This is a genomic window from Xanthomonas phaseoli pv. dieffenbachiae (assembly GCF_008639345.1).
Taxonomy (GTDB): Bacteria; Pseudomonadota; Gammaproteobacteria; order Xanthomonadales; family Xanthomonadaceae; genus Xanthomonas; species Xanthomonas phaseoli.
The window spans coordinates 4,409,369-4,433,163 of record NZ_CP041380.1 but is presented as its reverse complement, the minus strand read 5'-3'; the positions used below and the strand labels follow the sequence as shown (position 1 = coordinate 4,433,163).

Annotated in this window: 25 protein-coding genes and 1 pseudogene; 7 read left to right on the top strand and 19 right to left on the bottom strand. The window is 65.3% G+C overall.

The window, feature by feature from the left end; genetic code table 11:
• Positions 1–8 precede the first annotated feature (8 nt).
• Together FLG15_RS19755 and FLG15_RS19750 are read right to left on the bottom strand one after the other, a co-directional pair.
• Entirely contained in the window at positions 9–698 is a 690-nt protein-coding gene (locus FLG15_RS19755; protein ID WP_005914341.1) for an ABC transporter ATP-binding protein, read from the bottom strand.
• Positions 699–1,067: 369 nt separating this feature from the next.
• Positions 1,068–2,312, bottom strand: a complete 1,245-nt coding sequence (locus FLG15_RS19750; RefSeq protein WP_209228147.1) for an efflux RND transporter periplasmic adaptor subunit — start codon at positions 2,310–2,312, stop codon at positions 1,068–1,070.
• Between the two features lie 448 nt (positions 2,313–2,760).
• Between FLG15_RS19750 and FLG15_RS19745 the strand changes: the two genes are divergently transcribed.
• From FLG15_RS19745 to FLG15_RS19735, 3 genes are all read left to right on the top strand, one after another.
• Positions 2,761–3,939, top strand: a complete 1,179-nt coding sequence (locus FLG15_RS19745; protein ID WP_150147157.1) for a sensor histidine kinase — start codon at positions 2,761–2,763, stop codon at positions 3,937–3,939.
• 85 nt (positions 3,940–4,024) lie between these two features.
• Positions 4,025–4,627, top strand: coding sequence for a response regulator transcription factor (locus FLG15_RS19740; protein ID WP_003486570.1), 603 nt, complete (start codon positions 4,025–4,027; stop codon positions 4,625–4,627).
• 354 nt (positions 4,628–4,981) lie between these two features.
• A complete protein-coding gene (locus tag FLG15_RS19735; protein ID WP_150147155.1) occupies positions 4,982–5,770 on the top strand; it encodes a ThuA domain-containing protein in 789 nt (262 codons plus the stop codon).
• A 457-nt stretch (positions 5,771–6,227) separates the two neighbouring features.
• Here FLG15_RS19735 and FLG15_RS19730 read toward each other — a convergent pair whose 3' ends face one another.
• Together FLG15_RS19730 and FLG15_RS19725 are read right to left on the bottom strand one after the other, a co-directional pair.
• Positions 6,228–6,767 (bottom strand): cytochrome b, encoded by a 540-nt coding sequence (locus tag FLG15_RS19730; protein WP_057679061.1) that lies wholly within the window; start codon positions 6,765–6,767, stop codon positions 6,228–6,230.
• Positions 6,764–7,855 (bottom strand): catalase family peroxidase, encoded by a 1,092-nt coding sequence (locus tag FLG15_RS19725; protein WP_150147152.1) that lies wholly within the window; start codon positions 7,853–7,855, stop codon positions 6,764–6,766. The genes FLG15_RS19730 and FLG15_RS19725 overlap by 4 nt, the downstream gene beginning before the upstream one ends.
• 159 nt (positions 7,856–8,014) lie before the next feature.
• On the opposite strand from FLG15_RS19725, the pseudogene FLG15_RS19720 reads away from it, so the two are divergent.
• Both FLG15_RS19720 and FLG15_RS19715 read left to right on the top strand, forming a co-directional pair.
• Positions 8,015–8,532: pseudogene (locus tag FLG15_RS19720) on the top strand (RNA polymerase sigma factor).
• Complete coding sequence (locus FLG15_RS19715; RefSeq protein WP_150147150.1) at positions 8,529–9,281, top strand: anti-sigma factor family protein; 753 nt, start codon at positions 8,529–8,531, stop codon at positions 9,279–9,281. The pseudogene FLG15_RS19720 and the gene FLG15_RS19715 overlap by 4 nt, the downstream one beginning before the upstream one ends.
• A gap of 55 nt (positions 9,282–9,336) precedes the next feature.
• Here FLG15_RS19715 and FLG15_RS19710 read toward each other — a convergent pair whose 3' ends face one another.
• The 7 genes from FLG15_RS19710 to FLG15_RS19680 form a co-directional block, all read right to left on the bottom strand.
• Entirely contained in the window at positions 9,337–10,707 is a 1,371-nt protein-coding gene (locus FLG15_RS19710) for a leucyl aminopeptidase family protein (RefSeq protein WP_057679060.1), read from the bottom strand.
• Positions 10,708–10,748: 41 nt separating this feature from the next.
• Positions 10,749–11,486: an HAD family hydrolase gene (locus FLG15_RS19705; protein ID WP_150147147.1), complete on the bottom strand. Its 738-nt coding sequence runs from the start codon at positions 11,484–11,486 to the stop codon at positions 10,749–10,751.
• Between the two features lie 100 nt (positions 11,487–11,586).
• Positions 11,587–12,693, bottom strand: coding sequence for an AI-2E family transporter (locus FLG15_RS19700; protein WP_150147144.1), 1,107 nt, complete (start codon positions 12,691–12,693; stop codon positions 11,587–11,589).
• A 613-nt stretch (positions 12,694–13,306) separates the two neighbouring features.
• Entirely contained in the window at positions 13,307–13,690 is a 384-nt protein-coding gene (locus tag FLG15_RS19695) for a hypothetical protein (RefSeq protein WP_057679058.1), read from the bottom strand.
• Positions 13,687–14,172 carry a phage holin family protein gene (locus tag FLG15_RS19690; RefSeq protein WP_150147141.1) on the bottom strand — a complete coding sequence of 162 codons (486 nt, stop codon included), beginning with the start codon at positions 14,170–14,172 and terminating at the stop codon, positions 13,687–13,689. The genes FLG15_RS19695 and FLG15_RS19690 overlap by 4 nt, the downstream gene beginning before the upstream one ends.
• Before the next feature lie 3 nt (positions 14,173–14,175).
• Positions 14,176–14,538, bottom strand: coding sequence for a hypothetical protein (locus tag FLG15_RS19685; protein WP_008574792.1), 363 nt, complete (start codon positions 14,536–14,538; stop codon positions 14,176–14,178).
• A gap of 116 nt (positions 14,539–14,654) precedes the next feature.
• Positions 14,655–16,091: a Do family serine endopeptidase gene (locus FLG15_RS19680; RefSeq protein ID WP_017158213.1), complete on the bottom strand. Its 1,437-nt coding sequence runs from the start codon at positions 16,089–16,091 to the stop codon at positions 14,655–14,657.
• 243 nt (positions 16,092–16,334) lie between these two features.
• Between FLG15_RS19680 and FLG15_RS19675 the strand changes: the two genes are divergently transcribed.
• Positions 16,335–17,186, top strand: coding sequence for a hypothetical protein (locus FLG15_RS19675; protein ID WP_057679056.1), 852 nt, complete (start codon positions 16,335–16,337; stop codon positions 17,184–17,186).
• Positions 17,187–17,462: 276 nt separating this feature from the next.
• Here FLG15_RS19675 and FLG15_RS19670 read toward each other — a convergent pair whose 3' ends face one another.
• The 8 genes from FLG15_RS19670 to FLG15_RS19635 form a co-directional block, all read right to left on the bottom strand.
• Positions 17,463–18,125, bottom strand: a complete 663-nt coding sequence (locus tag FLG15_RS19670; RefSeq protein ID WP_057679055.1) for a DUF3313 domain-containing protein — start codon at positions 18,123–18,125, stop codon at positions 17,463–17,465.
• 64 nt (positions 18,126–18,189) lie between these two features.
• Entirely contained in the window at positions 18,190–18,474 is a 285-nt protein-coding gene (locus FLG15_RS19665) for a hypothetical protein (RefSeq protein ID WP_057679054.1), read from the bottom strand.
• A gap of 376 nt (positions 18,475–18,850) precedes the next feature.
• Positions 18,851–20,035 (bottom strand): ATP-binding protein, encoded by a 1,185-nt coding sequence (locus FLG15_RS19660; protein WP_057679053.1) that lies wholly within the window; start codon positions 20,033–20,035, stop codon positions 18,851–18,853.
• Positions 20,032–20,697, bottom strand: a complete 666-nt coding sequence (locus FLG15_RS19655) for a response regulator transcription factor (RefSeq protein WP_057679052.1) — start codon at positions 20,695–20,697, stop codon at positions 20,032–20,034. Before FLG15_RS19655 ends, FLG15_RS19660 begins: the two co-directional genes overlap by 4 nt.
• A 145-nt stretch (positions 20,698–20,842) precedes the next feature.
• Positions 20,843–21,730, bottom strand: a complete 888-nt coding sequence (locus FLG15_RS19650) for a TIGR01777 family oxidoreductase (protein ID WP_057679051.1) — start codon at positions 21,728–21,730, stop codon at positions 20,843–20,845.
• 206 nt (positions 21,731–21,936) lie between these two features.
• The gene (locus tag FLG15_RS19645; RefSeq protein ID WP_150147138.1) at positions 21,937–22,530 is read right to left on the bottom strand and encodes a DUF4142 domain-containing protein; all 594 of its coding nucleotides are present in this window, start codon (positions 22,528–22,530) and stop codon (positions 21,937–21,939) included.
• Between the two features lie 75 nt (positions 22,531–22,605).
• A complete protein-coding gene (locus FLG15_RS19640) occupies positions 22,606–22,881 on the bottom strand; it encodes a hypothetical protein (protein ID WP_057679049.1) in 276 nt (91 codons plus the stop codon).
• Positions 22,882–22,924: 43 nt separating this feature from the next.
• Positions 22,925–23,206 carry a hypothetical protein gene (locus FLG15_RS19635; protein WP_003486531.1) on the bottom strand — a complete coding sequence of 94 codons (282 nt, stop codon included), beginning with the start codon at positions 23,204–23,206 and terminating at the stop codon, positions 22,925–22,927.
• A 411-nt stretch (positions 23,207–23,617) separates the two neighbouring features.
• Here FLG15_RS19635 and FLG15_RS23610 point away from each other — a divergent pair, with 411 nt between their 5' ends.
• Positions 23,618–23,782: a hypothetical protein gene (locus FLG15_RS23610; RefSeq protein WP_005914365.1), complete on the top strand. Its 165-nt coding sequence runs from the start codon at positions 23,618–23,620 to the stop codon at positions 23,780–23,782.
• Positions 23,783–23,795: the final 13 nt, after the last annotated feature.

The window sequence follows — 23,795 nt, the reverse complement described above, 5'->3', positions numbered from 1 at the left end:
GCGCTCCCTTACAGTGCAAGCGGCGCGTCGGCCAGCTCGCCCTTGTCCAGATGGATGGTGTGGGTGGCGTATTCGGCGGCCTTGGGGTCGTGGGTAACCATCACGATGGTCTTGCCGTGTTCGCGATTGAGCTCCTGCAGCAGGCGCAGGATTTCTTCGGCGTTGTGGCGGTCCAGGTCGCCGGTCGGCTCGTCGCAGATCAGGAAGGTGGGATCAGACACGATTGCGCGCGCAATCGCCACGCGTTGCTGCTGGCCACCGGACAGTTCGCTGGGCTTGTGGTTGCGGCGCTCCTGCAGGCCGACCAGGGTCAATGCGATCTCGGCATTGCGCTTGCGTTGGGCGGCATTGAGCGAGGTGAGCAGCAACGGGAGCTCCACGTTCTTCTGCGCGGTGAGCATCGGCATCAGGTTGTAGAACTGGAACACGAAACCGACGTGGTGACTGCGCCAGGTCGCCAGCTGCCCACCGCTCATGCGGTCGATACGTTCGCCTTCAATTTCGATCTCGCCACCGCTGGGGTTGTCCAGCCCGCCGATCAGGTTGAGCAAGGTGGTCTTGCCGGAGCCAGACGGCCCCATCAGTGCAACGAAATCGCCGCTGGCGATCTCCAGATCGATGCCGTGCAGCACCTGCACCTGCTCGGGGCCGCGTTGGTAGGTCTTGGTGATGTTGCGCAAACTGACGAGAGCGGACATGGCAACTCCTGGCGGTGCGATGGAAGAAAGGAAGCGCTGCGCAGAGCGATGGCGAATGTGAGGCGGCTGCAGTAACACGGTGAGCTGAAATGCGATGAAGCGATGCGGCAAGTGCAGGCAAGGCACCGAGTGCTGTTGCGACACATGTGCCACGCACGTTGCGGTGTCTGAAACGTGCGTGCGACAACGCTGGCTGAAAATGGTGAAGACCTGCGCCAGCGCAGATGCGCGGGCACGCGGCCGATACCGCATTACTGGATTCAGCAGCGTTGTCGCTGCGCGGCGCAGGCGCCTGCACCGCTGCCGTTTCCATCAACGCGCTTTGCGTGCTTCTGAGTGGTTGCTGCCTGCGCGGTTTGTCGTAGTGCGTTACTCGGCAGCGTCCGGTTCTGCGTCGGTCACCTTGTCGCCATCCTTCAAGGCTTGCGGCGGATTCAGTACCACGCTGTCGCCTGCGGCCAGGCCGGAGAGCACCTGCCTGTCCTCGCCCATCACCATCCCGGTCGTGACGGCACGCGCGCTGACGATGTTCTGTTCGCCGACCACGAACGCAACCGTGCGCGTATCGCGCTCCACCAGTGCGGCGGCCGGGACGCGCACGCCCTGCGGCTGGGTTGCCTGTTGCGGTTTGGCCTGCTCCAGAAAGCTGACCCGGACACCCATTTCCGGTACGATGCGCGGGTCCTTGACCTTGAGCGCCACGCGCACTTTCACCGTGGCCTTGCCGCGGTCGGCGGTGGGGATGATGGCGATGACCTCGCCTGGAATCTTCCATTCCGGATAGGCATTGAGCACCGCTTCCACCGGCATCTTGGGTTGCACGCGGCCGATGTAGGACTCGCCCACTTCCACCTCGATTTCCAGCGATTCCATGTCCACGATGGTGCCGATGCCGGTGCGGGTGAACCCGCCGCCGGCCGACAACGGGGAGACGATTTCGCCCGGCTGCGCGGCCTTGGCCGTCACCACGCCGGCAAACGGCGCGCGCACCACGTTGAAGTCCGAGCGGATGCCGGCGATGGCCAGTTGGTCGGAGGCGACCTGCACGTTGCGCTGGGCGTTCTGCAACTGCGCACGTAAGGCATCGCGCTGCGCAACGGCCTGGTCGTATTGCGAGCGCGACACCAGCTGCGCACCCACCAACGATTGCAGGCGCGTGGCATCGGCGTTGGCCACCGCCAGTTGCGCCTGCGTGTTGTCGACCTGGCTGCGTGCGGCCGACAACTGCGAGGCCGACAGGGCGCGCTGCGCATCGGCATCGAGCGGGTCGAGGGCGGCCATCACCTGGCCTTGTTCGACGCGCATGCCTTCTTCGATCATCACCTCGCGCACCTTGCCGGTGACTTGCGCCGACACCGTGGCCATGCGTCGTGCCACCACATAGCCGGAGGCGTCCAGCACCGATGCGCTGCTGCTACCGGCGCTGATCGCCACCACCGGCGCGGTCTGCACCTTCACCACCGGCCGGCGCGTGAACCACCACGCGGCGGCGGCCAGCACGATGACGACGATCACTGCAGCGAGGATCCAGCCGGTACGGCGGGCGGGCGGCGGCGTGGCAGGGCGCTGGCGGTCGATGCGGAGTTGCTTGAGCAGATCGGCGGAAGTGTTCATCGATGACCAGGACGGAAGGCTGCGCGAAATGTGACGGTCTGCAGGCGATGCCGCAAGCTGCCGGAAGTCACCAACTGCGGTGCGGCGACGAACGGTCGATGCGCCGATGCCACCGCCAGATGGTGCGCAGCATGCAGTCAGCGCGGCGCGCTCACCAGTGACAGCTGTCATCCGCACACCATGACACCGGCAACTCGTGCGCCAGCGCTGCGGGCGGCAATACTGGAAGCTCCTCGGCAATCCGCGACCGGCATGCTTTCCCTGCATTTGCACACTGCACGTCTCTGGCTTACGTCTGCGCAGGCCAATCGCAACCTCGGTAGGCGATCGCAGCGCAGCCATCACCAGGAACATGCATGAGGCCGCTCACCCATCTCGTCCTGCACGCAGCCGCACGCAGGCGGGCCCGGCAGTGGCAGAATCCGCTCACCCACACGGACCTTGTCTGATGCGCCTCCGGTTACCCGCATGGCTTCGTCCCGCCGCCAGTTCGCAGGTGGCCGCGCGTCTGGCGCAGGGCCAATCGCCATGGATGGATAGCGTGCACCTGTTCTGGTCGGCCTGGGTGTTCGTGGTGCCGGCGTTTTCTGCGCGTGGCTACGACAGGACCTGGCTGTTGTGCACGCTGGCGTCGTATCCGGTGTTTGTGCTGCTGTACGCACGCATGTTGCTGGCGCCGCGCGGCACCTTGTACCGCTATGCCTGGGCGATGGCGGCGCTGAGCGCCGCCTTGCTGCCGGTGTACGCGGCAGGGCTCAGCTATTTCGTGTTCGCCTGCCTGACCTTGCGCCCCTCCACGCGGCACGCGTTGTGGCGGCACTTTGCGATGTTGCTGCTGATGAATGCGCTGTACCTGAGCTGGGCGCACTGGCTTGGCTTGAGCCTGCAGGCGCTGGTGTGGATGCCGGTGACGGTGCTCGGCATGGCCGCCGTGGGCGCGGTGTACAGCATCAACGAACGCAAGGACGCGTTGCTGCGCTTGTCGCAGGACGAAGTTCGCCGTTTGGCAGCCACTGCCGAACGCGAGCGCATCGGCCGCGACCTGCACGATCTGCTTGGCCACACCCTGTCGTTGGTGGCGCTCAAATCCGATCTGGCTGCGCGCCTGATCGAGCGCGACCCGCAGGCCGCACGCAACGAGATCGACGCGGTGGCGCAGGTCTCGCGCGAGGCATTGGCGCAGGTACGACGTGCGGTCACCGGTATCCGTGCTGCCGGCCTGGTGGCCGAACTGGCATCTGCGCGCGTGCTGCTGGACCTGGACGGCATTGCGCTGGAGCAACACCTGGAGCCGCTGGCCTTGCCGCCCGAGCATGAAACCGCGCTGGCCCTGGTCGTGCGCGAGGCGGCCACCAATGTGCAGCGCCACGCCCAGGCAAAACGTGTGCATGTGCAGCTGCGCACGCACGGCGAGCAGGCGATGCTGGAAATCACCGACGACGGCCGCGGCGGCGTGATCGTGCCTGGCAACGGCCTGGACGGCATGCGCGCACGCCTGCACGCCCTGGGTGGCGCGCTGGATGTGCAGGCCATGCCGCGCGGCATGCGATTGCGCGCCAGTCTGCCGCTGCCGCGACCTGCAGTTGTCCCCGCAACGTCGCCGCCGGTGATGCCGCAGCCGCTTTGACGCGCCTTTGGTTGCGCTGCCAAGTGCACGGCATGTGGCAGCGCTGCTATCGTGCGCAACCGTTGCATGCATGCGAGCGCGACCGATGATCCGGGTGTTGTTGGCGGAAGACCAAGCCTTGCTGCGTGGCGCGCTGGTGGCCTTGCTCGGGCTGGAGGACGATATTGCGGTGGTCGGCAGCGCCGGCGATGGCGAAAGCGCGTGGCGCGAACTGCAGCGCCTGCAGCCGGACGTGCTGGTCACCGATATCGAAATGCCTGGCCTGACCGGGCTGGAACTGGCGCAGCGGATCCAGCGCCAGGCGTTGCCGGTACGCGTCATGATCGTCACCACGTTCGCGCGACCGGGATTTTTGCGCCGTGCCCTGGATGCCGGCGTGGCCGGGTATCTGCTCAAGGATGCGCCCGCCGAACAACTGGTCGATGCGTTGCGCCAGGTGCACCGCGGCGGGCGGGTGATCGACCCGCAGCTGGCCATCGATGCGTGGGTGGAAGCAGACCCTTTGAGCGAACGCGAACGGACGGTGCTGCGACTGGCCGGCGAAGGCCGCTCCGCCAGCGAGATCGCGCAGCAGTTGCAGCTCTCGCACGGCACGGTGCGCAATTACCTGTCCGAATGCATCGGCAAGTTGGGTGTGGCCAATCGGATCGAAGCGTATCGGTTGGCGCGGCAGAAAGGCTGGTTGTAACTGCTGGCGGACGCCGCGGTGCGTGATCGCCAGGCGTGTTTAGCGTGCGCCATCGGCACAGTGCTGCTGATCGCAAAGCGGGCGTTGCCAGAGCGTTGAATCGGCAGAGCTCATGCGAGCGGTTGGTCGCCGCACTGCAGCCATGCATCGCGTGCACACGTGTGCGGCATCGTGTAAGCAAGCGTGCTGCGACGTTGCACGCATGCGTGCTTGCTTTGCGATCGTTTCGATACGCGTCTGCTTGCCTGGGCCATCGGTTGTAGGGCGATCAACAGCTATTCCAAATGCATGCGAAGGCATGCCTTCATCGCACAGGTACACTTCCGGATGATCGTCACCACCACGAGTAACTGCATGAAATCGATATGGCTGTTGGGCTTGCTGCTGATCTGCGCATTCAATGCGTCGGCCGAGCAATTCAAGATCTTGGTGGCTGCCATTCCCAACCAGTATCACCACGACTATATCCCCGTGGCCAAACCGCAATTCGAAGCGATGGCGCGCAAGCATGATGTCGAGCTGGTGTGGGCGTGGAATGCCAAAGCCTTCGATGGCGATCTGTCGCACTACGCGGCCATTGTGTTGCTCAATACGCCAGCCACCGATCTGGATCCCGCCCAGCGGGCCAACTTCCAAAAATATGTGCGCAACGGCGGCGGCGTGGTCGCCGTGCACAAGGCCTTTGCGATCAAGCGCGGTGAGTGGGAGTGGTACGACCACATGATCGGCCGCTCGTTCCGCACCCATCCGTACCTGCAAACGGCGATGGTGGATGTGGCCGAGGCCAATTTCCCGGCCACGGCCGGCCTGCCCAAGCGTTGGGTGTGGAGCGACGAATGGTACGAATACGATCCGCCCTACAGCGACGATCTGGTCACGCTGCTCACCGTCGACGAACGCAGTTACGACCCCACGCTGATCTGGCCAGGACAGGTCGCCAAGGGCATGGGCCAACAGCACCCGGTGGCGTGGTATCACCACTTCGAAGGTGGCCGCGTGTTCGCCACTGCGCTGGGCCACCAGGCCGAAGCCTATAACGACCCACGCTATCTGGAGCATTTGTACGGTGGGATCTATTGGGCGGCTACCGGCAAGGGCATCGAATCATCTGCGCCAGCGGCCAAAACACAACGCCGGCACTAGCCCCCTCTCCCCGCGTGAGAGGGGTTCGGGTGAGGGTATGCGGCAACGCCACTCCAGACGGCAGTTAACCCGCTGCTTTGCCCGCACCCTCATCCGCCCCTGCGGGGCACCTTCTCCCGGGGGGAGAAGGCAAGTCACAGCCCCGCTCCCGTCGGGCGAGTGGTTGGGGTGAGGTTATGAGGCAACGCCACTCCAGACGGCAGTTAACCCGCTGCTTTGCCTGCACCCTCATCCGCCCCTGCGGGGCACCTTCTCCCCGAGGGGAGAAGGCAAATCAAAGCCCCGCATCCGGCGGGAGCGGGGTTGGGGTGAGGGTACGGGCAACGCCACTCCAGACGGCAGTTAACCCGCTGCTTTGCCCGCACCCTCATCCGCCCCTGCGGGGCACATTCTCCCGAGGGGAGAAGGCAAATCAAAGCCTCTCTCCCGGCGGGAGAAGGGAGCCAACACCCATCCATCACCGCGCAGAGCGCTCGCCACGCGCCATGCTGGAAAACACCCCATCGCGGCGCACCCAGGCGTGATACAACGCCGCGCTTAGATGCCCCAACACGGTGGCGAACAACAGATACGCCAGCCAGCCATGCGCGCTGCGCAGCCAGGCATACAGCGCAGGGTCGTGTGGTGCGATCGCCGGCAGGTTCGCGCCTGGCCACAGCACGATCGGGTAGCCGCCGGCCGACAACATCGCCCAGCCGATCAGTGGCATGCCCAGCATCAATGCATACAGCAGCCAATGCGAGGCAATCGCCGCAGCCTTCTGCCACGCAGGCAAATCCGCAGGCAATGCCGGCGGCCGATGGCGCAGGCGGTTGATCAGGCGCAGCACGGCCAGGATCAGAATCGCGATGCCCAGCGGGCGATGCAGATCGATCAACCATGGCCGCTGCGTCACCGAGGCCACCATGCCGACACCGACGAACAGCATGGTCAGGATCATCGCGGCCATCAGCCAATGCAGTACGCGCGCTGGCAGATTGAAGTGGGTAGGGCTCATTGGCGTGCTCCCTGGCCGGTGGCGGCGCTGCCCTGGCCATTGGCGATCTCGCGCTCGCGGCGATTGAACGATTGCGAATACACCGACGAGCGCGCTGCCAGAATCGGGTCATTCGATGCAGCAAGGCCCTTGGGCAAGATCAGCGGGTCGTAATTGAGATCGCGACAGGGGCCGGTGGCCTGCGGCTGCGCATGCTCGATCGAAAGCGTGCCGGCCACGATCTGCTTGCGGCGTTCCGGCCATGGCTGCGACGGGTCGTCCACCGCATCGTCGGGCTCGGCGATGGTCAGCACCATGTCCCAACGCAACGGCCCGTGCGCCAGCCGCGCGTCCAGGTCGGTGGCGAGAAAATCGCCATCTGCCTGCTTGCGTTGCTCGGCGCTCAATTCCTTGAATGGCGTATGCGGGCGCATCGACCAGCGGATGTAGCGTTCGCGTCCGTCGGCGGCAATCGCGCGGAACGCATTGACGCCGTTGTACTGCGTGTTGGCCCAGCTGTCCGACCACGGCGCGGTCTTGGCCCACTGCTGGAACTTGGCCGCTTCCGGGTACTGCTTGCCGAACGCCGCCAGTTTTTCCGGATCCGGCTTGCCGGTGGCCGGGTCGGGCTTGGAGGCCACATTCAAGGCCTGGAAACCGGCCGGGGTGGCGACCACGAAGAACGGGAAGCTGTTCATCGCCGTGCGCCATTCCTGCCCATCGTCGCTGCGCAACAGCAGCGCCATGCTGCGTACGCGCGCCTGCCCGTCGGGTCCGTGGGGGTCGCCGCCGCCGATCGACATGCGCCCCAGTACCGGCGTGCTGGGCTGGCTGAAGATGCGTGCCGACGACAGCCAGGTGGCCTTGCCGCTGGACTGGAACTGCCCGCTCACGCACACACCCTTGGTATGCGCGCGGCGAAAGCCCGGATGCGGCGGCCCGCTGGATTCGATGGTATCGGTCATGCGCGCGGCAGTGAGCCGGTCGCCACCGATCCAACCGCCCGTCCAGGCGAACGCAAGCGCAACGCCGCCGGCAATGGCGGCAATTCCCAACAACGGCAGCACGGGGCTGCGCGCGCGCGGGGGCGAGGGAGGTGGCAACGTCATGGCTGGCTCCGGTGGTCGATACTGTGTGTGGTTGATACGGGTGAGACGACGTGCGGGCCGCGTTATTCCCTTCCCCCCGACGACGGTGGCACGCACCGATCGCGGGAATAATCCACGCTCCAGTGCGTCTACCGTGTGATGCCACCACCAAGCCCGCCAATGGATGCTTTGGACGATGACCAACTGCGCGCCGTGCTGCCGGCACTGCGCCGCTTTGCGCGCTCGCTGAGCGGCGAGCCCGCCAGCGCCGACGATCTGGTGCAAGCCACGCTGGAGCGCGCGCTGCGGCGGTGGCGCACCCGGCATACCGCCGACGCCCTGCAGCCCTGGCTGTTCGCCATCCTGTACCGGCAGTTTCTGGATGGGCAGCGGCGTGCCGCACGCTGGCAGCGGGTCGTGGGCCTGTTCGCGCCGCAGCAGCCCAGCCAATCCGCATCCCCTGAGCAGGTGCACGACGGGCGCGCCATGCTGGCCAGCCTTGCATCGTTGCCGGCCGAACAACGTGCGTTATTGCTCTTGGTGAGCGTGGAAGGCTTCAGTTATCGCGAGGTAGCCGACACCCTCGGCATCCCGATCGGCACGGTGATGTCGCGCCTGTCGCGCGCGCGCGCGAACGCCTGCGCGCATTGAACGAGGGGCATGTGAGCCACGCACCTGCATTGAGGATCCTGAAATGACCGCCACACCGCCGGACGAACACGCGCTGCACGCCTACGTCGATGGCCGCCTGGCGCCGGAGCAACATGCAGCAGTGGCCGCCTGGCTACACGCGCACCCCGCCCAGGCCGCACGCGTGGCGGGCTGGAAGCGCGATGCCGAAGCGCTGCGTGCCGCACACGCTGGTCTGGCGCCGGAAATGAGCGCCTTAGCATTCACGCCCGCGGCGATTCGCCGCGGGCTGCAACAGCGCCGCCGTGCCATGTTTGCCGTGGCCGCCAGTTGCGTGCTGGCACTTGGCTTGGGTACCGGGCTGGGCTGGCAGCTGCATGCGAGCCGGATCGCCAGCCAACGCGTACCGATGGCCGATGCAGTAGCCGCCTACCGCCTGTTCGCCGATGCCGGCGCGCATCAGGGCGTTGCGTTGGACGTGCAACGCCGCGCCGAATTGGAACCGTGGTTGCGAACGCATTTCGGCAACGCAGGCGTCGTGCCGGATCTGCGTGCGCAGGGTTATACGCTGCGCGGTGGGCAACTGCTTTCCACACCGGAAGGCGCGGCCGCGATGCTGGTGTATGGCGATGCCGACGGCGCACGCATTGGCCTGTATCTGCGTCCACGCAGCGGACCGATGCCGACCGGCGAGCGCCGCGATGGCCGGCTGTTGGCGCAGTACTGGGCCGAAGGCGATACCGCGTTCGCGCTGGTTGGCCCGGCGACGCAGACACGCATGCGCACGATCGCGCCGTTGTTGCGTCGCCAGGGCTGACCAGCGCAGCGCAAAGGTTGTGTTCGCCTCGGCCTGATTGCAGCGCTGCCCGCGCTCAGCCGCCGTAGCGTTGCTGCAGCATCGCGAACGCCGAGCGCAGTGCCAGCGCTTCGCCGCCGGCGGGCCGGCCGGGGCGGTCGCTGTCGTTCCAGGCGTAGACGTCCAGATGCGCCCACGGCTGGCCGGGTGCCACGAAGCGTTCCAGATACAGCGCGGCGGTGACGGCGCCAGCCATGCGCGAGCCGGCGTTGGCCATGTCGGCGACATGGCTGTTGAGATAGCGCAGGTACGGGCGCCATAGCGGCATGCGCCACACCGGGTCGCGGGTCTGTTCGCCGGCACTGATCCAGGCCTGCGCCAGCGCATCGTCGTTGGCAAAGAGCGCCGGCAGGTCCGGGCCCAGCGCGATGCGTGCCGCGCCGGTGAGCGTAGCGAAATCCAGGATCAGATCCGGATGCTGCTCGGTGGCATAGCTCAGCGCATCGCACAGCACCAGGCGGCCTTCGGCATCGGTGTTGTCCACTTCCACCGTCACGCCGGCGCGGGTGGTGATCACTTCGCCAGGGCGGAATGCCTCCGGGCCCACCGCGTTCTCCACTGCCGCAATCAGCAGCGTCAGCCGTACCGGCAACTGCTGCGCCATCACCAGCCCGGCCAGCGCCAACGCATGCGCCGCACCGCCCATGTCCTTTTTCATGTTGCGCATGCCATCGGCCGGCTTCAGATCCAGCCCGCCGGTGTCGAAGCACACACCCTTGCCGACCAGCACCAGATGCGGATGCGCGGTGTCACCCCACTGCAACTGGATCAGTCGCGGCGCGCGATGCGAGGCGCGCCCCACGGCATGGATGGTGGGGAAGTTCTGCGCCAGCAACGCGTCGCCGACGACTGCATCGACCTGTGCGCCATGCGCCTGTCCCAGCGTGCGTGTGGCTTCTTCCAGATGCTGCGGACCCATGTCTTCGGTGGGCGTGTTGACCCAATCGCGCACGCGCAGGCACGCCTGGATCAGTGCATGGGTGTGTGCCGACGGCGTTGCCGCCAGTTCGGCCGGCGCGCGCGGCACCTTGCGATACCGCGAAAAGCGATAGGCGCCCAATCCCCAGCCCAGATGCAGCAACGCCTGCTCGGCATCGCTCAACGGGTTGGCCAGCGTCCAGCGGCTGGCCGGCGGCAAGGCCATTGGCGCATGCGCGTAGGCGTAGGCATCGGCGCGGTCGCCGATCCCCAGGACTGCTCCGGCCAGCCCGTTGTCGCCCGGCAACAACAGCATGCTGCCCGGCGCGGCATCGAAACGCTGCGCCTGCGCCCATGACAGCACACGGGTGGGCTGCTCCGCGCACCAGCGCGTAAAGCTCTCGCGGTCGAGCACATACAGCGGCAAGGCTGCGGCAGTGGGATCGGTGAAACCGGTCAGGTGCGACATGGGAATCCTCGAGTGCAGCGCCGTGCGCCGTGCAGAGTGGCTCAGGCGGGAAGGGTGATGCCGGCGCGCGCGGGGCCCGGATGCGGTTGCTGCGCGTCCAGCCAATCGGCCAGCCCGGTCATGCTGTCGAATTCAAGATCCGGCTGCTGGGTGGGGTGCGACCACACCGCGCCCTCGCGATTGATCCAGCAGGCACGCAGGCCGGCATCCAGCGCACCCAGCACATCCATGCGCACATGGTCGCCCACATGCAGCACCTGTGCGGGAGGCACCTCGAGCCGCGCGCAGGCAGCCAGGAAGATGCTCGGGTCGGGCTTTGCGCTGCCGTGTTCGCGCGAGCCCAACTGAAACGCGAAGTGGTGCATCAGCCCGATGCGCTGCAGATCGGCATTGCCGTTGCTGAGCGCGGCCACCGGCACATGGGCGGCAATGCGCGCCAGCGCGTCGAGCGCATCCGGATAGCATTCCACCTGGTTGCGCGCCGCATAGAACACTTCGTAGGCCGGCTCCAGCAACGCCAAGTCGCCGCCGCTCTCGCGCAAGGCCATTTCCAGCGTCAACCGGCGCAGCGCGCTGAGGTCGTGATGCAGGTGCGGGTTGTCGGCAAAGCTGCGCTCCCGCAGCTCGCGCATCGCCTCCACCGGAAAGCGCTCGGCTGTCACCGGGCTGTGCTCGCGCATCCAGTCGTACAGCACCTGGTCGATGCGCGCCCCGATCGGCGCAAAGGGCCACAACGTATCGTCGAGGTCGAGGGTGATGGCGCTGATGTGGAAGCTCATTGCCTGATTGTAATGCCGGGAATGGAGAGTCGGGAATCGAGAATGGGGAGAGCGGCGCCTCTGCTCTTGCGATTCCCAACTCCCGATTCCCTATTCGCGGCTACTCCAGTAGCCGCGCCCAGCGCTGCATCCCGTCCACCCGGCTCAGCACCATCTTGATGCAGACCAGCAACGGCACCGCCAGCAGCAGGCCGACCATGCCCCACAGCCAGCCGAACAGCATCAGCGCCAGGATCAGCATCAGCGGCGAGATCGCCATGCGTCGGCCCAGCACGATCGGTGTGACCACCTGGCCTTCGATCGTGTGCAGCGCCAGGTACAGGATCGCCGGCAGCAGCGAGGACAAGGTGGTACGAAATTCCACAAAACCCATCAGCAGCATCAGCATCACGCCGATCAACGGACCGACATACGGTGCGAAATTCAGCAATGCGACCACTGTTCCCCACAGGATCGCTTCAGGCAGCGGAATCTGCAGCACAGACAAAATGCCGGCAAATACCAGCCCGACCAGCGTGTTGATCACGCTGATGGTGAGCACGTAGCGCGAGACCTCGCGCTCGATGTCCAGCATGATCTCGGTGGTGAAACGTTGCTGCTGCCGGTTCGGTAGCAGGGCGATCGCATGCCGCTGCAGGCTTTCGCCATACACCATGAAGAAGAACGTCAGCAGCACCACGGCCAGCACCGAGGCCGCCAGCTTGGGCGTGCGGACCAGTGCCTTGTAGGGGTCGTCCATCTGCGTGCGCACGATCTGCACGCCGCGCTGGCCTTCGCCACCGGCCGCGCGTGCAAAGTTTTCCGCTGCCTGGTTGGCTTGCATCACCGGCTTGGTGAGATCGCGCACATCGCGCGCAATCTGGCGCATTTGCCTTGGTGCCTGTTGCACCCATTCGGCGGCAGGGCCGGCCAATTGCGCGGCCAGCGTGACGGTACCGGCCAGGCCAAGGCACAGGATGAGCAAGGCGCCGAGAAACCGCGGGATGTACAGCTTGCGCAAACCCCGCAGGATGGGATTGCCGATCAGCGAGAAAAACGCGGCCAGCATGATCGGCAGGATGATCGTCTGCGCCGCCCATAGCGTGTAACCGATGGCGAGCGTGGCCAGTACCACCAGCGAGGCCGGCGCGCGCGGGCGGGGCGCCGGTGCGGGCGGAAGCGAATCTGCCGCGGTGGCGGCATCCGGTAAATCGACGGGAAGAGACATGCGCGCCCTGGCAGCAGACTGGCGTGCTGCCAGCGGTGCGCCATTATCGGTGCAATGCGTCAACGGCGCGCACAGGGCCTGTGGGCAGGATGTCAGCGAACGAAGGCTTGTGGCGAACTCGGCCGCACGCGTCTTGGTGCAGGTCGTAAGGCGCCGAATCGCTCGTCGGGGTGGCATTGCAAACGACGCCAGGATCTGCCGCACGCTGCCATCTGCGACAGCACGCAGGCTGCGTGCGAACGGCCGTCAGACCTCGCTGCGATCGGCGACGCTTATTGGTCACCCATGGCTTGGTCACCATGGCGCGATCCCCACATCTCAGAGCCGAGATCACAAGCACCCGCGGCGAGCATCGGCAAGGAGTCACGGCGTGCGGTCATTTGGCGAGTTGGAACGCGCAGATTCGAGCATCGTGGTTCGCGGTGCAGCGGTTCTTTCGCCCAATCCCCAAGCGCAATCGTGCGTGTTGCATGCAGGGCCAGTGTCCGAACACCTCCGTCCGGAGCGCGTGCACAGTCAAATGACTCTGGTGAGCCGATGCCTTGCACAGCCCAATCTGCCAGCCACAACGGCGGCGCAGCAATTCGCTAGCCGCTGCAAATGCCGTCCGCGCTCAGGCCGCGCGATCGGTTGGAACCTGCACCACGGTCACCGGCGGGTCGGCTGCCACTTCCTCGGCATTGTCTGCCGCACGTTCGGCCTGCTCGGAGGCTTCCTGCGCGCGGTGCGCGGTGAACAGCGCAGAGATGGTGCTGATCATCTGCAAAATCTTGGGAATCCCGCCAAGCTTGCTAGCGATGCTGCCCAATGCCGCCTGCGGCTCATGACGGCCGGTGACAAACCCGAGCACGAAACCCACCGTCACGATGCGTAGCGGGGACCATCCAGCACGCCAGGTCTGGCGCAGTTCGCTCCAATGCAGGCGCGTTTCCTGCGCGCGTCCTTCGACCAGGAATTCGGCGCGCTCGACGCGTTGACGCAAGGTTCCAAACTTCATGGACGTGCTCCACTGGCAGAGGTTGCCGCGTCGTCGTCCTTGCTGGGGTCATCGAAAATCCCCAGCTTGATGAGCTGACGGCGCGTTGCATTCATGCCGGTGTGGTCGAAGTAGAAAAACACCCGCCATGCCGCGATGCCGGTCACCAACAGACTGCCCAACGCAGTGAAAAACATCGCCTGGAACCACGATAGCCCGGCACGTTGCAACAGCGCGATGATGGCACCGGCCAGCAGCAACCACGACGAGGCGCCAAACACCACCGCCACGCAGGCCCAGGCCAGGCCACGCCCGAATGCGCTGCGTGCCAGTTGCAGATCGGCCGACACCAGCCGGCGCAAGGCGCGGCTGGTGTCCTTGGCCGAGCCCAGCGTTGCACGGCCGGCTGCGGCGACCGCGCGCACGCTTTCGTCCAGTCCTGGCGTCTGCTCGCGCGCGTCTGGCGCGTCGGTTCCGGCAGCGGGAGAGGCCTGATCGCTCACGACTTAGTTGTCGTTGCTGCGTGCCAGCTTGGCGATGACCCAGCCAGCGGCGAAGGCAACGCCAAAGGCAGCCAGCGGACGCTCGCGGATCAGATCGGTGGCGCTTTCCAGCAGATCGTTGCCCTTGGCAACCAGGACGTCCATCTGCTCCTTGGCAGCGGCACCGCCGAACTCGGCAGCGGCCATGCCGGCCAGCGCGGTGTCGGACAGTTCGGCCTTGACGTTGGCGCGACCGAGCTTGAGCTCATCGCCGGCGGCGCTGGTGGCACCGCGGACGGCTTCGCCAGCGGCGCTCGCTGCCGACTTCAGGTGGGTGCCGGCTTCGCTCAGGTTTTCCTTCAGCTGATCGGTATTGGTGGGGCTCATGCGATATCTCCTTCGGTCATTGATGGCAGCCGCCACTCACGTGCGGTCGAGCAGTAGCAATAGCATCGGGGGGGTGTAGGAGGCGTTAGTGGAAGCACCTTCCGGTGCACATCGCGTCAACGCATCAGCGCGTCGTACTGCGCGTTGCCACGCAGGATACGCACGACAAGCTGCTGCGGCTTACGCTGGAAATTGGCGCGCCAGCTGGCAAGGTCGGCGAACTCGCCCACGCTGCTGGCCACGATCACATCGCCGGCGACCAGGCCGTTGGCGGCAGCGCGACCGCCGCGTTTGACCTCGCTCACCATCACCCCGGTGATGCCTGACTGACGCAGCGATTCGGGGAGATCGACGAAGGTCGCGCCGGTCAGTCGCGGGTCCAGCATATCGCCGGTGACGGCGCGGTCCTGCTCTTTCAACGTGGCCTTGAGCTTGAGCGGCTTCCCATCGCGACGGATATCCAGCGTCACCGCGCTGCCCACCGCCTGCAGGCCTTCGTAGTTGTGCAGCGCTTCGGCGCTGTCCACGCGCTGGTCGTTGGCCGCCACCACCACATCGCCCGGTTGCACGCCTGCCGCGGCCGCTGCGGAACCCGGCAACACCCGTGTCACCAACGCGCCGCGCAACGAATCAACGCCCAGGCCCTGCAACATCTGCTGGGTGAGGTTCTGGGTTTCCAGACCGAGCGTGCCGCGCACCACCACGCCCTTGGTCACCAATTGCTCGACCACATTGCGTGCCAGGTTGGACGGAATCGCCAGCCCAAGGCCGATATTGCCCGCCATGCTGCCTTGCGGATTGAAGCTGGCGGTATTGATGCCAACCAACTGGCCTTGCAGGTTGACCAGCGCGCCGCCCGAATTGCCGGGGTTGATCGAGGCATCGGTCTGGATGAAGTTCTGGTAGCCCAGGCCGCGAATTCCGCTGCGCCCCACGGCCGAGACGATGCCGGAGGTGACGGTCTGGGTGAAGCCGAACGGGTTGCCGATGGCCACCACAAAATCGCCCACGCGCAGCGCGTTGCTGTCGGCCAGTTTGATATCGGTGAGGTTGTCGGCCTTGATTCGGATCAGCGCGATATCGGTATCGGCATCGGAGCCGATGAACTCGGCCTTGACCGTGCGTCCGTCGCCGAGCGTCACCTGCACGTCGTCGGCGTTTTCGATGACGTGGTGATTGGTCAGGACATAGCCTTTTTGCGCATCGATGATCACGCCCGAACCCAGCGATTCGTTGATGCGGTCCTGCGGCACCTGCGGAAACAGCCGGCGCAGGATCGGGTCATTGAAGAACGGGTTGCGGACGCGCACCACCTGTTTGGTGTTCACGCTCACCACTGCTGGCATGGCCTGCTGCAGCATCGGCGCCAGCGACGGCACTGGCTGGCCGGCCACCGCAGCCGGCAATGCGGCGGCCGTCGGCAGGGTGAAGGCGGCATTGCTGGGGGGCGTGGCTTCGGCGCGATTGTCGAGCCAGGCGTTGACGCCGGTGGCGGCAAATCCGCCGAAGGCAGCGGCCAGCGAAAGAGTCAGCAGGGTAGGCAGCGGTCGCATGGAACGGATTCCGGGTTACGCGGTGGATGAGGAATAGGGCGTCTGACTGCGTAAATCAAGCTGAACGAGAGTGCCTGCGCGCAATTTAACTGCTGGTGAAAGTGCCGCGCATCCCTTGCCCTGATTGCGTTGACAGCCCGACGGGCCGGGCGTAGCGTCCGCTTGATCCGATGCCTGTTCAGCATGTTGCGTGCGGTCGCGCATCGCCTAAGTTTTCCGCACTGACGCCCTTAAGGAGGGTCTATGAGCAACGGCAATGGTGTAACGGCAACCCTGTCCGACGCCGTCGATAGCGTAAAAAGCACCGCCACCGAGTTGACCGAGACCCTCGCCAGCACCGCAAGCGAGGCGGTTGCCAGCGTGCAGGAGGCGGCAGGCACGGCGGTGGAAGAGGTCAAGACGCAGGTGGCCAAAGCGCGCAAGGCAGTGGTCAAGGTCGAAAAGAACGTGGTCAAGAACGCCGGCAATGCAGCCACTGCAGTGAAACGCAGCGTGGCCAGGACCAAGCGCTCGCTGGCGGCCACCAAGGACGCTGCCAAGGACACGCTGGTCGCCACCAAGGAGGCCGCCAAGCAGAAGCTCACCGCCACCAAGGACGCGGCCAAGCAAACGTTGACCTCGACCACGCAGGCCGCCAAGCAGAAGTTGAGCAGCACCAGCGCCGCGGCCAAGAAGAAGATCACCGACACCAAGGCCACTACCAAGCGCAAGCTGGAAACCGCCAAGGCCAATGCCAAGGCCGAGGCGGCCGCACTGAGTGCCAAGACCGCTGCCAAGAGCGCCGCACGCAAGACCGCCGTCGCAACGGTGAACGCGCGCACGGCGGCGAAGAAGGCTGCGAAGAAGGCGGTGGCCAAGTCGGCGGCAGCGAAGAAGCCGCTGGTCAAGCCTGCAGCCAAGAAGGCGCCGGTCGCCAAGCAAACCGCGACCAGGCAGGCCGCAGTGAAGAAGGCCCCGCTCAAGAAAGCCGTGACCAAGACCGCGTTGAAGAAAGCCGCCAAGGTCACCAAGACCCCGGCTACACGTGCCGTGGCAAAGACCACCGCCGCGCGCAAGGCAGTGGGTAAGAAAGCGGCAAAGCGCGTCACGCGTTGAGGTTGTCACGCAGGGCGCAGGCGAGATGTGCGGGTCGCCAGGTAGCGTGGAAGGCGTGCAGCGCACGCGATAGGTGTCACCGACCCTGTGCAATGGTGAAAACGCCGGCGCTGTTCAACAGCTTCGGCGTTTTTGTTGCAGCAGCTTTGGCTGGCGCTCCCCGCCTGCAGCCAACACGCTGATGACCCTGCACTGCGCGGGAGGATTGCCCGAACGTATCGCGTACGTGCACTCCGATACGCACAGGCATCGCGCATGCAATAAAAGGAGCAAGGCCTAGCGCATGCCATCGACCAATTGTTTCGCACCCAGGCCGATCCCTGCCTTGGCCGCGCCATACGCACCGAGGCTGGCCTTGATGTTCATCGCATTGGGGTACTGCTTTTCGACATAGGCCGCCAGCAAGCGATCGCTTGACGCGTCGAAGATTTCCACCGCATAGCTGACCGAGCCGGAGAATGCGCCTTCCTTGCCACGCGCGGCCTGGACGGCATTGTAGGAGCCCCCACCGATATCGACCTTCATGAAGGTGCCGATGACCCGTTTGCTGGGTTTGGCGCCGGTCAAGGTGAGTCGCACACGCAAGGTGTCGCGCCCGATGGCAGTGGTGGGCTGCCAGCGCTGGCCAATTGCGTCGCCGAACTCGCGTTGCATGAAATCGGCGAGCATGCGTTTGTCCTGCTCGGGCACCTCTTCGAATTGCGCATCCGGACCGCGGTAAATGCTCACCGGTTCGACGAATACGGTCCGATACCGCGACCAATCGACCTCGCCGTGATACGCGTACGGCATGCGGCCGCCGCGGCTGCCATCGTGCGGACGCAGGTAGCTCGAAGATGGCAGTTGGCGATAGGGCACGGGGCGGGTGCTGGCGCAGCCGATCAGGCTGACGCTGACAACGGCGAGTGCGCAGTATCGAACGAAGTAGGAAGTCGACATGGAGAATGACCTGGTGCAAGAAGGTGGGTGGGCGCAGTCCCTGCGCGCTGTCGTGACCTGATGTTCAGTGCAATAGAACGCTGGTAGCTGCCAGGGCCAAGACCGCCGTTGCGGCAGTGAACAACACGCCGCGCTTGGCCAAATACTGCAGGCGGCGGGCATCGCGCGCGCTGCGGATATCCGGCAACGCGCACCAGATGTCGCGGTTGCGCGTGCCGGGCAGGCCGCAGCGAAATTCCGGCGCGACAGGCAGCGTATGCGCGGCCACGGGGTCGTTGGCGGCGCACTGCCCGACCGCCAGCGATGGCGCGGTAGGGAGGTGTTGGGTGAAACGGATCGAGTGAGGCATCACCAGGCATCCTTGATGCGTGCGGTGAGTGCACGGTAGGCAAACGAGTTTGGGAACTTATTGGATCGTCGCGACGACGGCGCACCCCGGCGAAGGCAAGGTGTTTCCGTGCGCCACACCAGGGTGTCCGCAGTAGAGCGCCTACACAAACGGAGCGCGCAGTGGTCAGGTGGTATTGACGGCGCTCGGGAACCGCACCGTACGCCGCAGATAGGCCGTATCGCGTTTCGCGCTGGGCCCGTGTGTGCGCAGTCGCGCATTCCACGTGCGGCCCCTGGTCCATTGCGCTCCAAGCACCAACCGCGCCAGCCCGTGATTGCGTAGCCGTTTGGTTGGCCGCGTATCGTCGTGCTCTCGCGCTACAGGACAGGCAGATTCAGGCCGCGCCGGCCGGGCGGTCGCCGGCAAACACCACGCGTACGCAGAGGCCGCGTCCATCGTTGCCGTCGCCGGCTTCGATCGTTGCTCCGTGCAGGCGCGCAATGCCGGCGACCAGCGACAATCCGATGCCACTGCCCTGTACGGCGCTACCGGGCACACGATAAAACCGCTCGAAAATAGTGGTCTGCGCGCCTTCGGGTACCCCGGGACCGTCATCGCTGACCTGCAAGAAGGGGTGCAATACGTCAGCACGCACACAATAGCCGCAGCTCACTTCCACCTTGCCATGCAGGCGGCCATAGCGGATGGCGTTGTCGACCAGGTTGCGGATCAGAATGCCCACTGCATCCACATCGCAACGCAGCAGGCAGGGCGATGCCTCAACCTGCAACTGCATCTGGCGTGCGTCGGCCTGCACGCTGAATTCGTCCAGCACATGCGAGATCAGCTCGCCCATTTCGACTTGATGATAGGCCGCTGAACTGATGCCGGCATCCAGTCGCGCCAGATCCAGCAATTGTTCGGCCAGCCGATTGCTGCGACGCGCGGTTTCCAGCAGTTGGCCCAGCGCGGCGTCCTTGGCCTCCAGTGTGGGCGCGCGCAATGCGACCTCGGCGTAGGCATGCAGTGCCGAGAGCGGGGTGCGCAGTTCGTGCGCGGCATCGGCGACGAAATCGCGCTCGGCCTGCACGGCCTGTTCCACCCGCGCCAACAAGGTGTTGAACGAGGCGATCAACGGGCGGACTTCGTCGGGCGCCTGAGCCAGCGGCACCGGCTCGGTATCCAGACCGGTGCGTTGCGCGATGTTGCCGGACAAGGCGCGCAGCGGCCCCAGCGAGGTCCGCACGGCCCACCACATCAATAGCCCCAGGACGCCCAATTGCACGGTGTTGAGCACCACCGCAATCAGGGTCTGCTTCACGCTCATGCGCGAGGATGGGTTGCCGATCGGGGTCGACGTTACCGCCGCGTCGGGCGGTTCTGCCTGCATATCGAAGCGCTGCTGGAGCGCGTCGGGCAAGATGGCGATCAGTCGATCGCCGAGCAGGTTGAGTTCCTGCTCGAACACGCTGTGATGACCCTGGGTGACCAGTGCGACCAGGATCCACAGAGAGGTGGACCAGCTCAGCAGAACGATCGCGGCCAGCGCCGCCAGCATGCGTGCCTGCAGCGACTTCATTCAGGGGTCTTTCCGACCATGTAGCCCTGGCCGTAGACGGTGGAGATCAGCGTATCGCCCAGCTTGCGCCGCAACTGGTGCACATACACCGCGATCATGTTGCTGCCACCTTCGGATGGGCCGCCATAGACGCCTTCTTCCAGCTGATCCTTGGTGACCACGCGTCCGGCACGTTCCATCAACGCCAGCAGCAGGCGGTATTCGTGTGCGCTCAGCGCCACCCATTTGCCGTCCTTGGTGACCTTGCGGCTGCCCGGATCCAGGCAGACGTCGCCGTGGCTGAGCAGGGGCACCACGCGGCCCTGGCTGCGCCGGGTGACTGCACGCAGCCGTGCCATCAGCTCGTCGAACTGAAACGGCTTGACCAGATAATCGTCGGCGCCGGCGTCCAGACCGCGGATGCGGTCGGTGAGCTGGCCACGCGCGGTCAGCGCGATCACCGGGGTGGCATCGTAGTGGCTGCGCATGAACCGGATCACGCTCAGCCCGGACTCGCCCGGCAGGCCGATATCCAGCAATACCGCACTGTAGCGGTGGTCCACCAGCACCGTCTTGGCGGCATTGGCATGACCGACATGATCGACGGTCCATGACTGCTGACGCACACCGTCGCAGATGGCGCTGGCCAGCATGGTGTCGTCTTCGACGAGGAGCAGATGCATGGGTGTGCTGCCGTGCGCAGGGTTCAGTCCGAGATCCGCAGCACTGTCGGTGATGAAGTTTGGGCAAATATTAGTGCATGGCCGAACCGCACACAGGCAGCCATGCAGGCCGTTCGATCCCGTCCGGTCAGGCCCGGGCCGCCGCTCAGCGCCGCAGAATGGCGCGCAGCGCAGCATCCAGGTGCAGGTACTGAAACCGGAAGCCGGCATCGAGCGCGCGCTGCGGCAGCACACGCTGGCTGATCAACAGCAGGTCGGCCATCTCGCCCAAGCCCAGCCGCAGCACGCCGGCCGGCAGCGCCAGCAGGGCAGGGCGGTGCAGTACCTTCGCCAGCGTGCGCGCGAAGTCGGCATTGGTCACCGGATTGGGCGCGGTGGCGTTGTAGGCGCCGGGCTGGCCGTGCTGCAGTAGCCACAGCAAGAGCGCAACCATATCGGCGCGGTGGATCCAACTCATCCAGTGCCGGCCATCGCCGAACGGTCCACCGCCGCCGAAGCGGAATGCCGGCAGCATGCGGGCCAGTGCGCCGCCATCGCGATCCAGTACGATGCCGGTGCGCACCCAGCTCACCCGCGGGCCGAGTGCGGCGATGGCGTCGGCTTCGGCTTCCCAGTCGCGGCACAGTACGGCAGAGAAGTCGTCGCCGGCAGGCTCGGCTTCGGTCAACGCCGTATCGCCACGTTCGCCGTAGTAGCCCACGGCCGAGCCGGAAATCAGCACCGAGGGGCGTTGTGCGGCCGGTTGCTGCGCAATCCAGGCATGCAATTGGCGCGTGATGCCCAGGCGCGATTGGCGGAAGCGCTGCTTGCGGGTATCGGTCCAGCGGCCGGCGGCCAGCGGCTCGCCAGCCAGGTTGATGACTGCATCGGCCTGTACCCCATCCAGCGTGTGCACGGCGGTCATGCCGGGCAGGATGCGCGTGGCGCGCTGCGGGTCGCGGGTCAGCACGCTGACTTGATGGCCGGCCTGCAGCAATGCCGGGCACAGGGCCTGGCCAATGAAGCCGGTGCCGCCGGTGATGAGCAGATGCATGGAGGGCTCCTGGCCGAATCGATGCGGCACGATAGGCCAGGATCGCGCCAAGCGAGGTGAAGCTGGCGCGGGCATGCGGCTGTGCGCTGCGGCCGTCGGCCTGCAGCGTGGCCTACGACCTCGACGATAGCGGCGTGTGCTGTCCACCTAACGCAAACGCGCCGGACTGGCCGGCGCGTTTGCGGGGTGAGCGCTTGATCAGCTGCTTACTTGGACGAGGACACCGCGTGGGCGCGTTCGAAATGCGCCGAGACAACGCGGCGCGTCTGCTCCAGATGCTGCTTGACCGGCGCGCTTTCGGCGGCGGGCAGCAGCTCCGAATCGATGATCTTGATGGTGTCGCCATGGTCGATGACCATGGTGCGCATGAAGGCATTGCGGTAGGCGTCCTTGCCGTCCGGCAAGGTCAGCGTCTTGGACAGCGCTTCCACTGCCGCCTTGCCCTTGGCACGTATGGCCTGCGCGCGCGGGCTCTCGGATGCGCCAAGCGACTTGGTCTTTTCAAGGTTGGCTTCATGGTCGTGCAGCATCTGCTGCGCGAACTCGCCGGTGGCTCCGCCCAGATCCTGTTCGATGGCCTGCTTGGCGAGTGCGATTTCGTTGTCGTCGATCGCAGCCAGCACGCCCAGCACTGCCCCATCGCCCTTGGCCAACTCGGTCGCGCCGCTGCCACTGACGGGCGCAGCCGTCGGCTCGGGCGACACTGCTGGCGCAGTGCGCGAAGCATCGCCGCCGGGGCGATCGCAGGCAGTCAGAGAGAGCATGGCCAACAGCGAAGCGGTGAGAAGCGTGACTTTCATGAAGATCCTGGAGTGAATCGGCAATTGCCAGAGGTGGAATGCAAAGGAGCCGCTAGGCGGCTCCGGGGAGGTCGGTCAGGCCCACTGCGGCTGGGCGACGGGGGCCAAGCCCAATGGTCTGGCAGGCACCTTGGGAGCACACACGGCCTCCTGCGCACTGCGGCAGGTACGCGCCATGCGCGCGGTGCGTTCGCGAATCAACGCGTGCTCGCTGACCGGCGCGCTACCCAACAGACTGGCAACGTGGAAGCCAAGGATTTCCTCCGCGCGGTCGCCCTGGTCGCTGACGATGTGCGGTACCAACCGCTCCAATCGTTCCAGCTCCTGCTGCACTTGATACGGGGTTTTCATGACGATCTCCAATGAAAAACAGATGTTGCTCGATACTGCGGACTCAACTATTGCGCGCGCCCAGGCGCTGCCAACAATCAGTTGCCAACTGTTCGTAGTTGGACTGTGTGCTGGAAGAAATGAAGTGGTGCTCCAAGCGGTCCCGAAATAAGCGCAGACGTTCCTGGTCGCTCGAACGCGGGGCTTGCAGGTAGATGTCGCAGGCCATTTTCACCACCGGGGACAACTCGCTGAACTTGCCTGCGCCGAGGTTGCCCTGGGCATGCCGCGCCTGCCAATGCGCGATTTCGGCCTGTACATCGATGACGGATGGATCTCTGCTCATGACTGGGGGTGTTCCGCTATAAACAAACTTGACCTGCAGGGTAACTGCGGGTATGTCAACGATTGATCATCGAACCCGACCATTGCAGCACGTCGGTGCATTGCACGCTTAACTGGTCAGATTGTTCGAGCGCGTCTATACGCCACGCATGCAGGCGCGTACAAGTGGTTCATACGTCTGATGTGACCGCGTTTGAAACCTTGTGCTCAAGGCAACGCGTTGGTCTCGTATGCGTTCCGATGTTGCCAACGTGGTGCACCTGACCAACTTGAGTCCAGGCGTGTAATGGACAATCGGGCGAAAATCGCTTTCGCAATGCCGCATTTCACGGAAGATTCTGAACCGCTCCACACCTGTGTAACGTCTGATCATTAAGGTGGGTGGTGACGTAATGGAGCGAGAGTACCCAGGATGCAGGACAGCGAGACCAGTAGCCGTAAGCCACATCATGCGAGCGGCACCCCTGAAGCACGCGTATGGTGGCATGCCTTGTTGGAGTTGCGCGGAGGCCGTATCGCCATCAGTTTGATCGTGGTGTTCCTGATCGTGCTTGGCCTGTATCTGGCCTTGAAGTAAGGCCGGACGACAC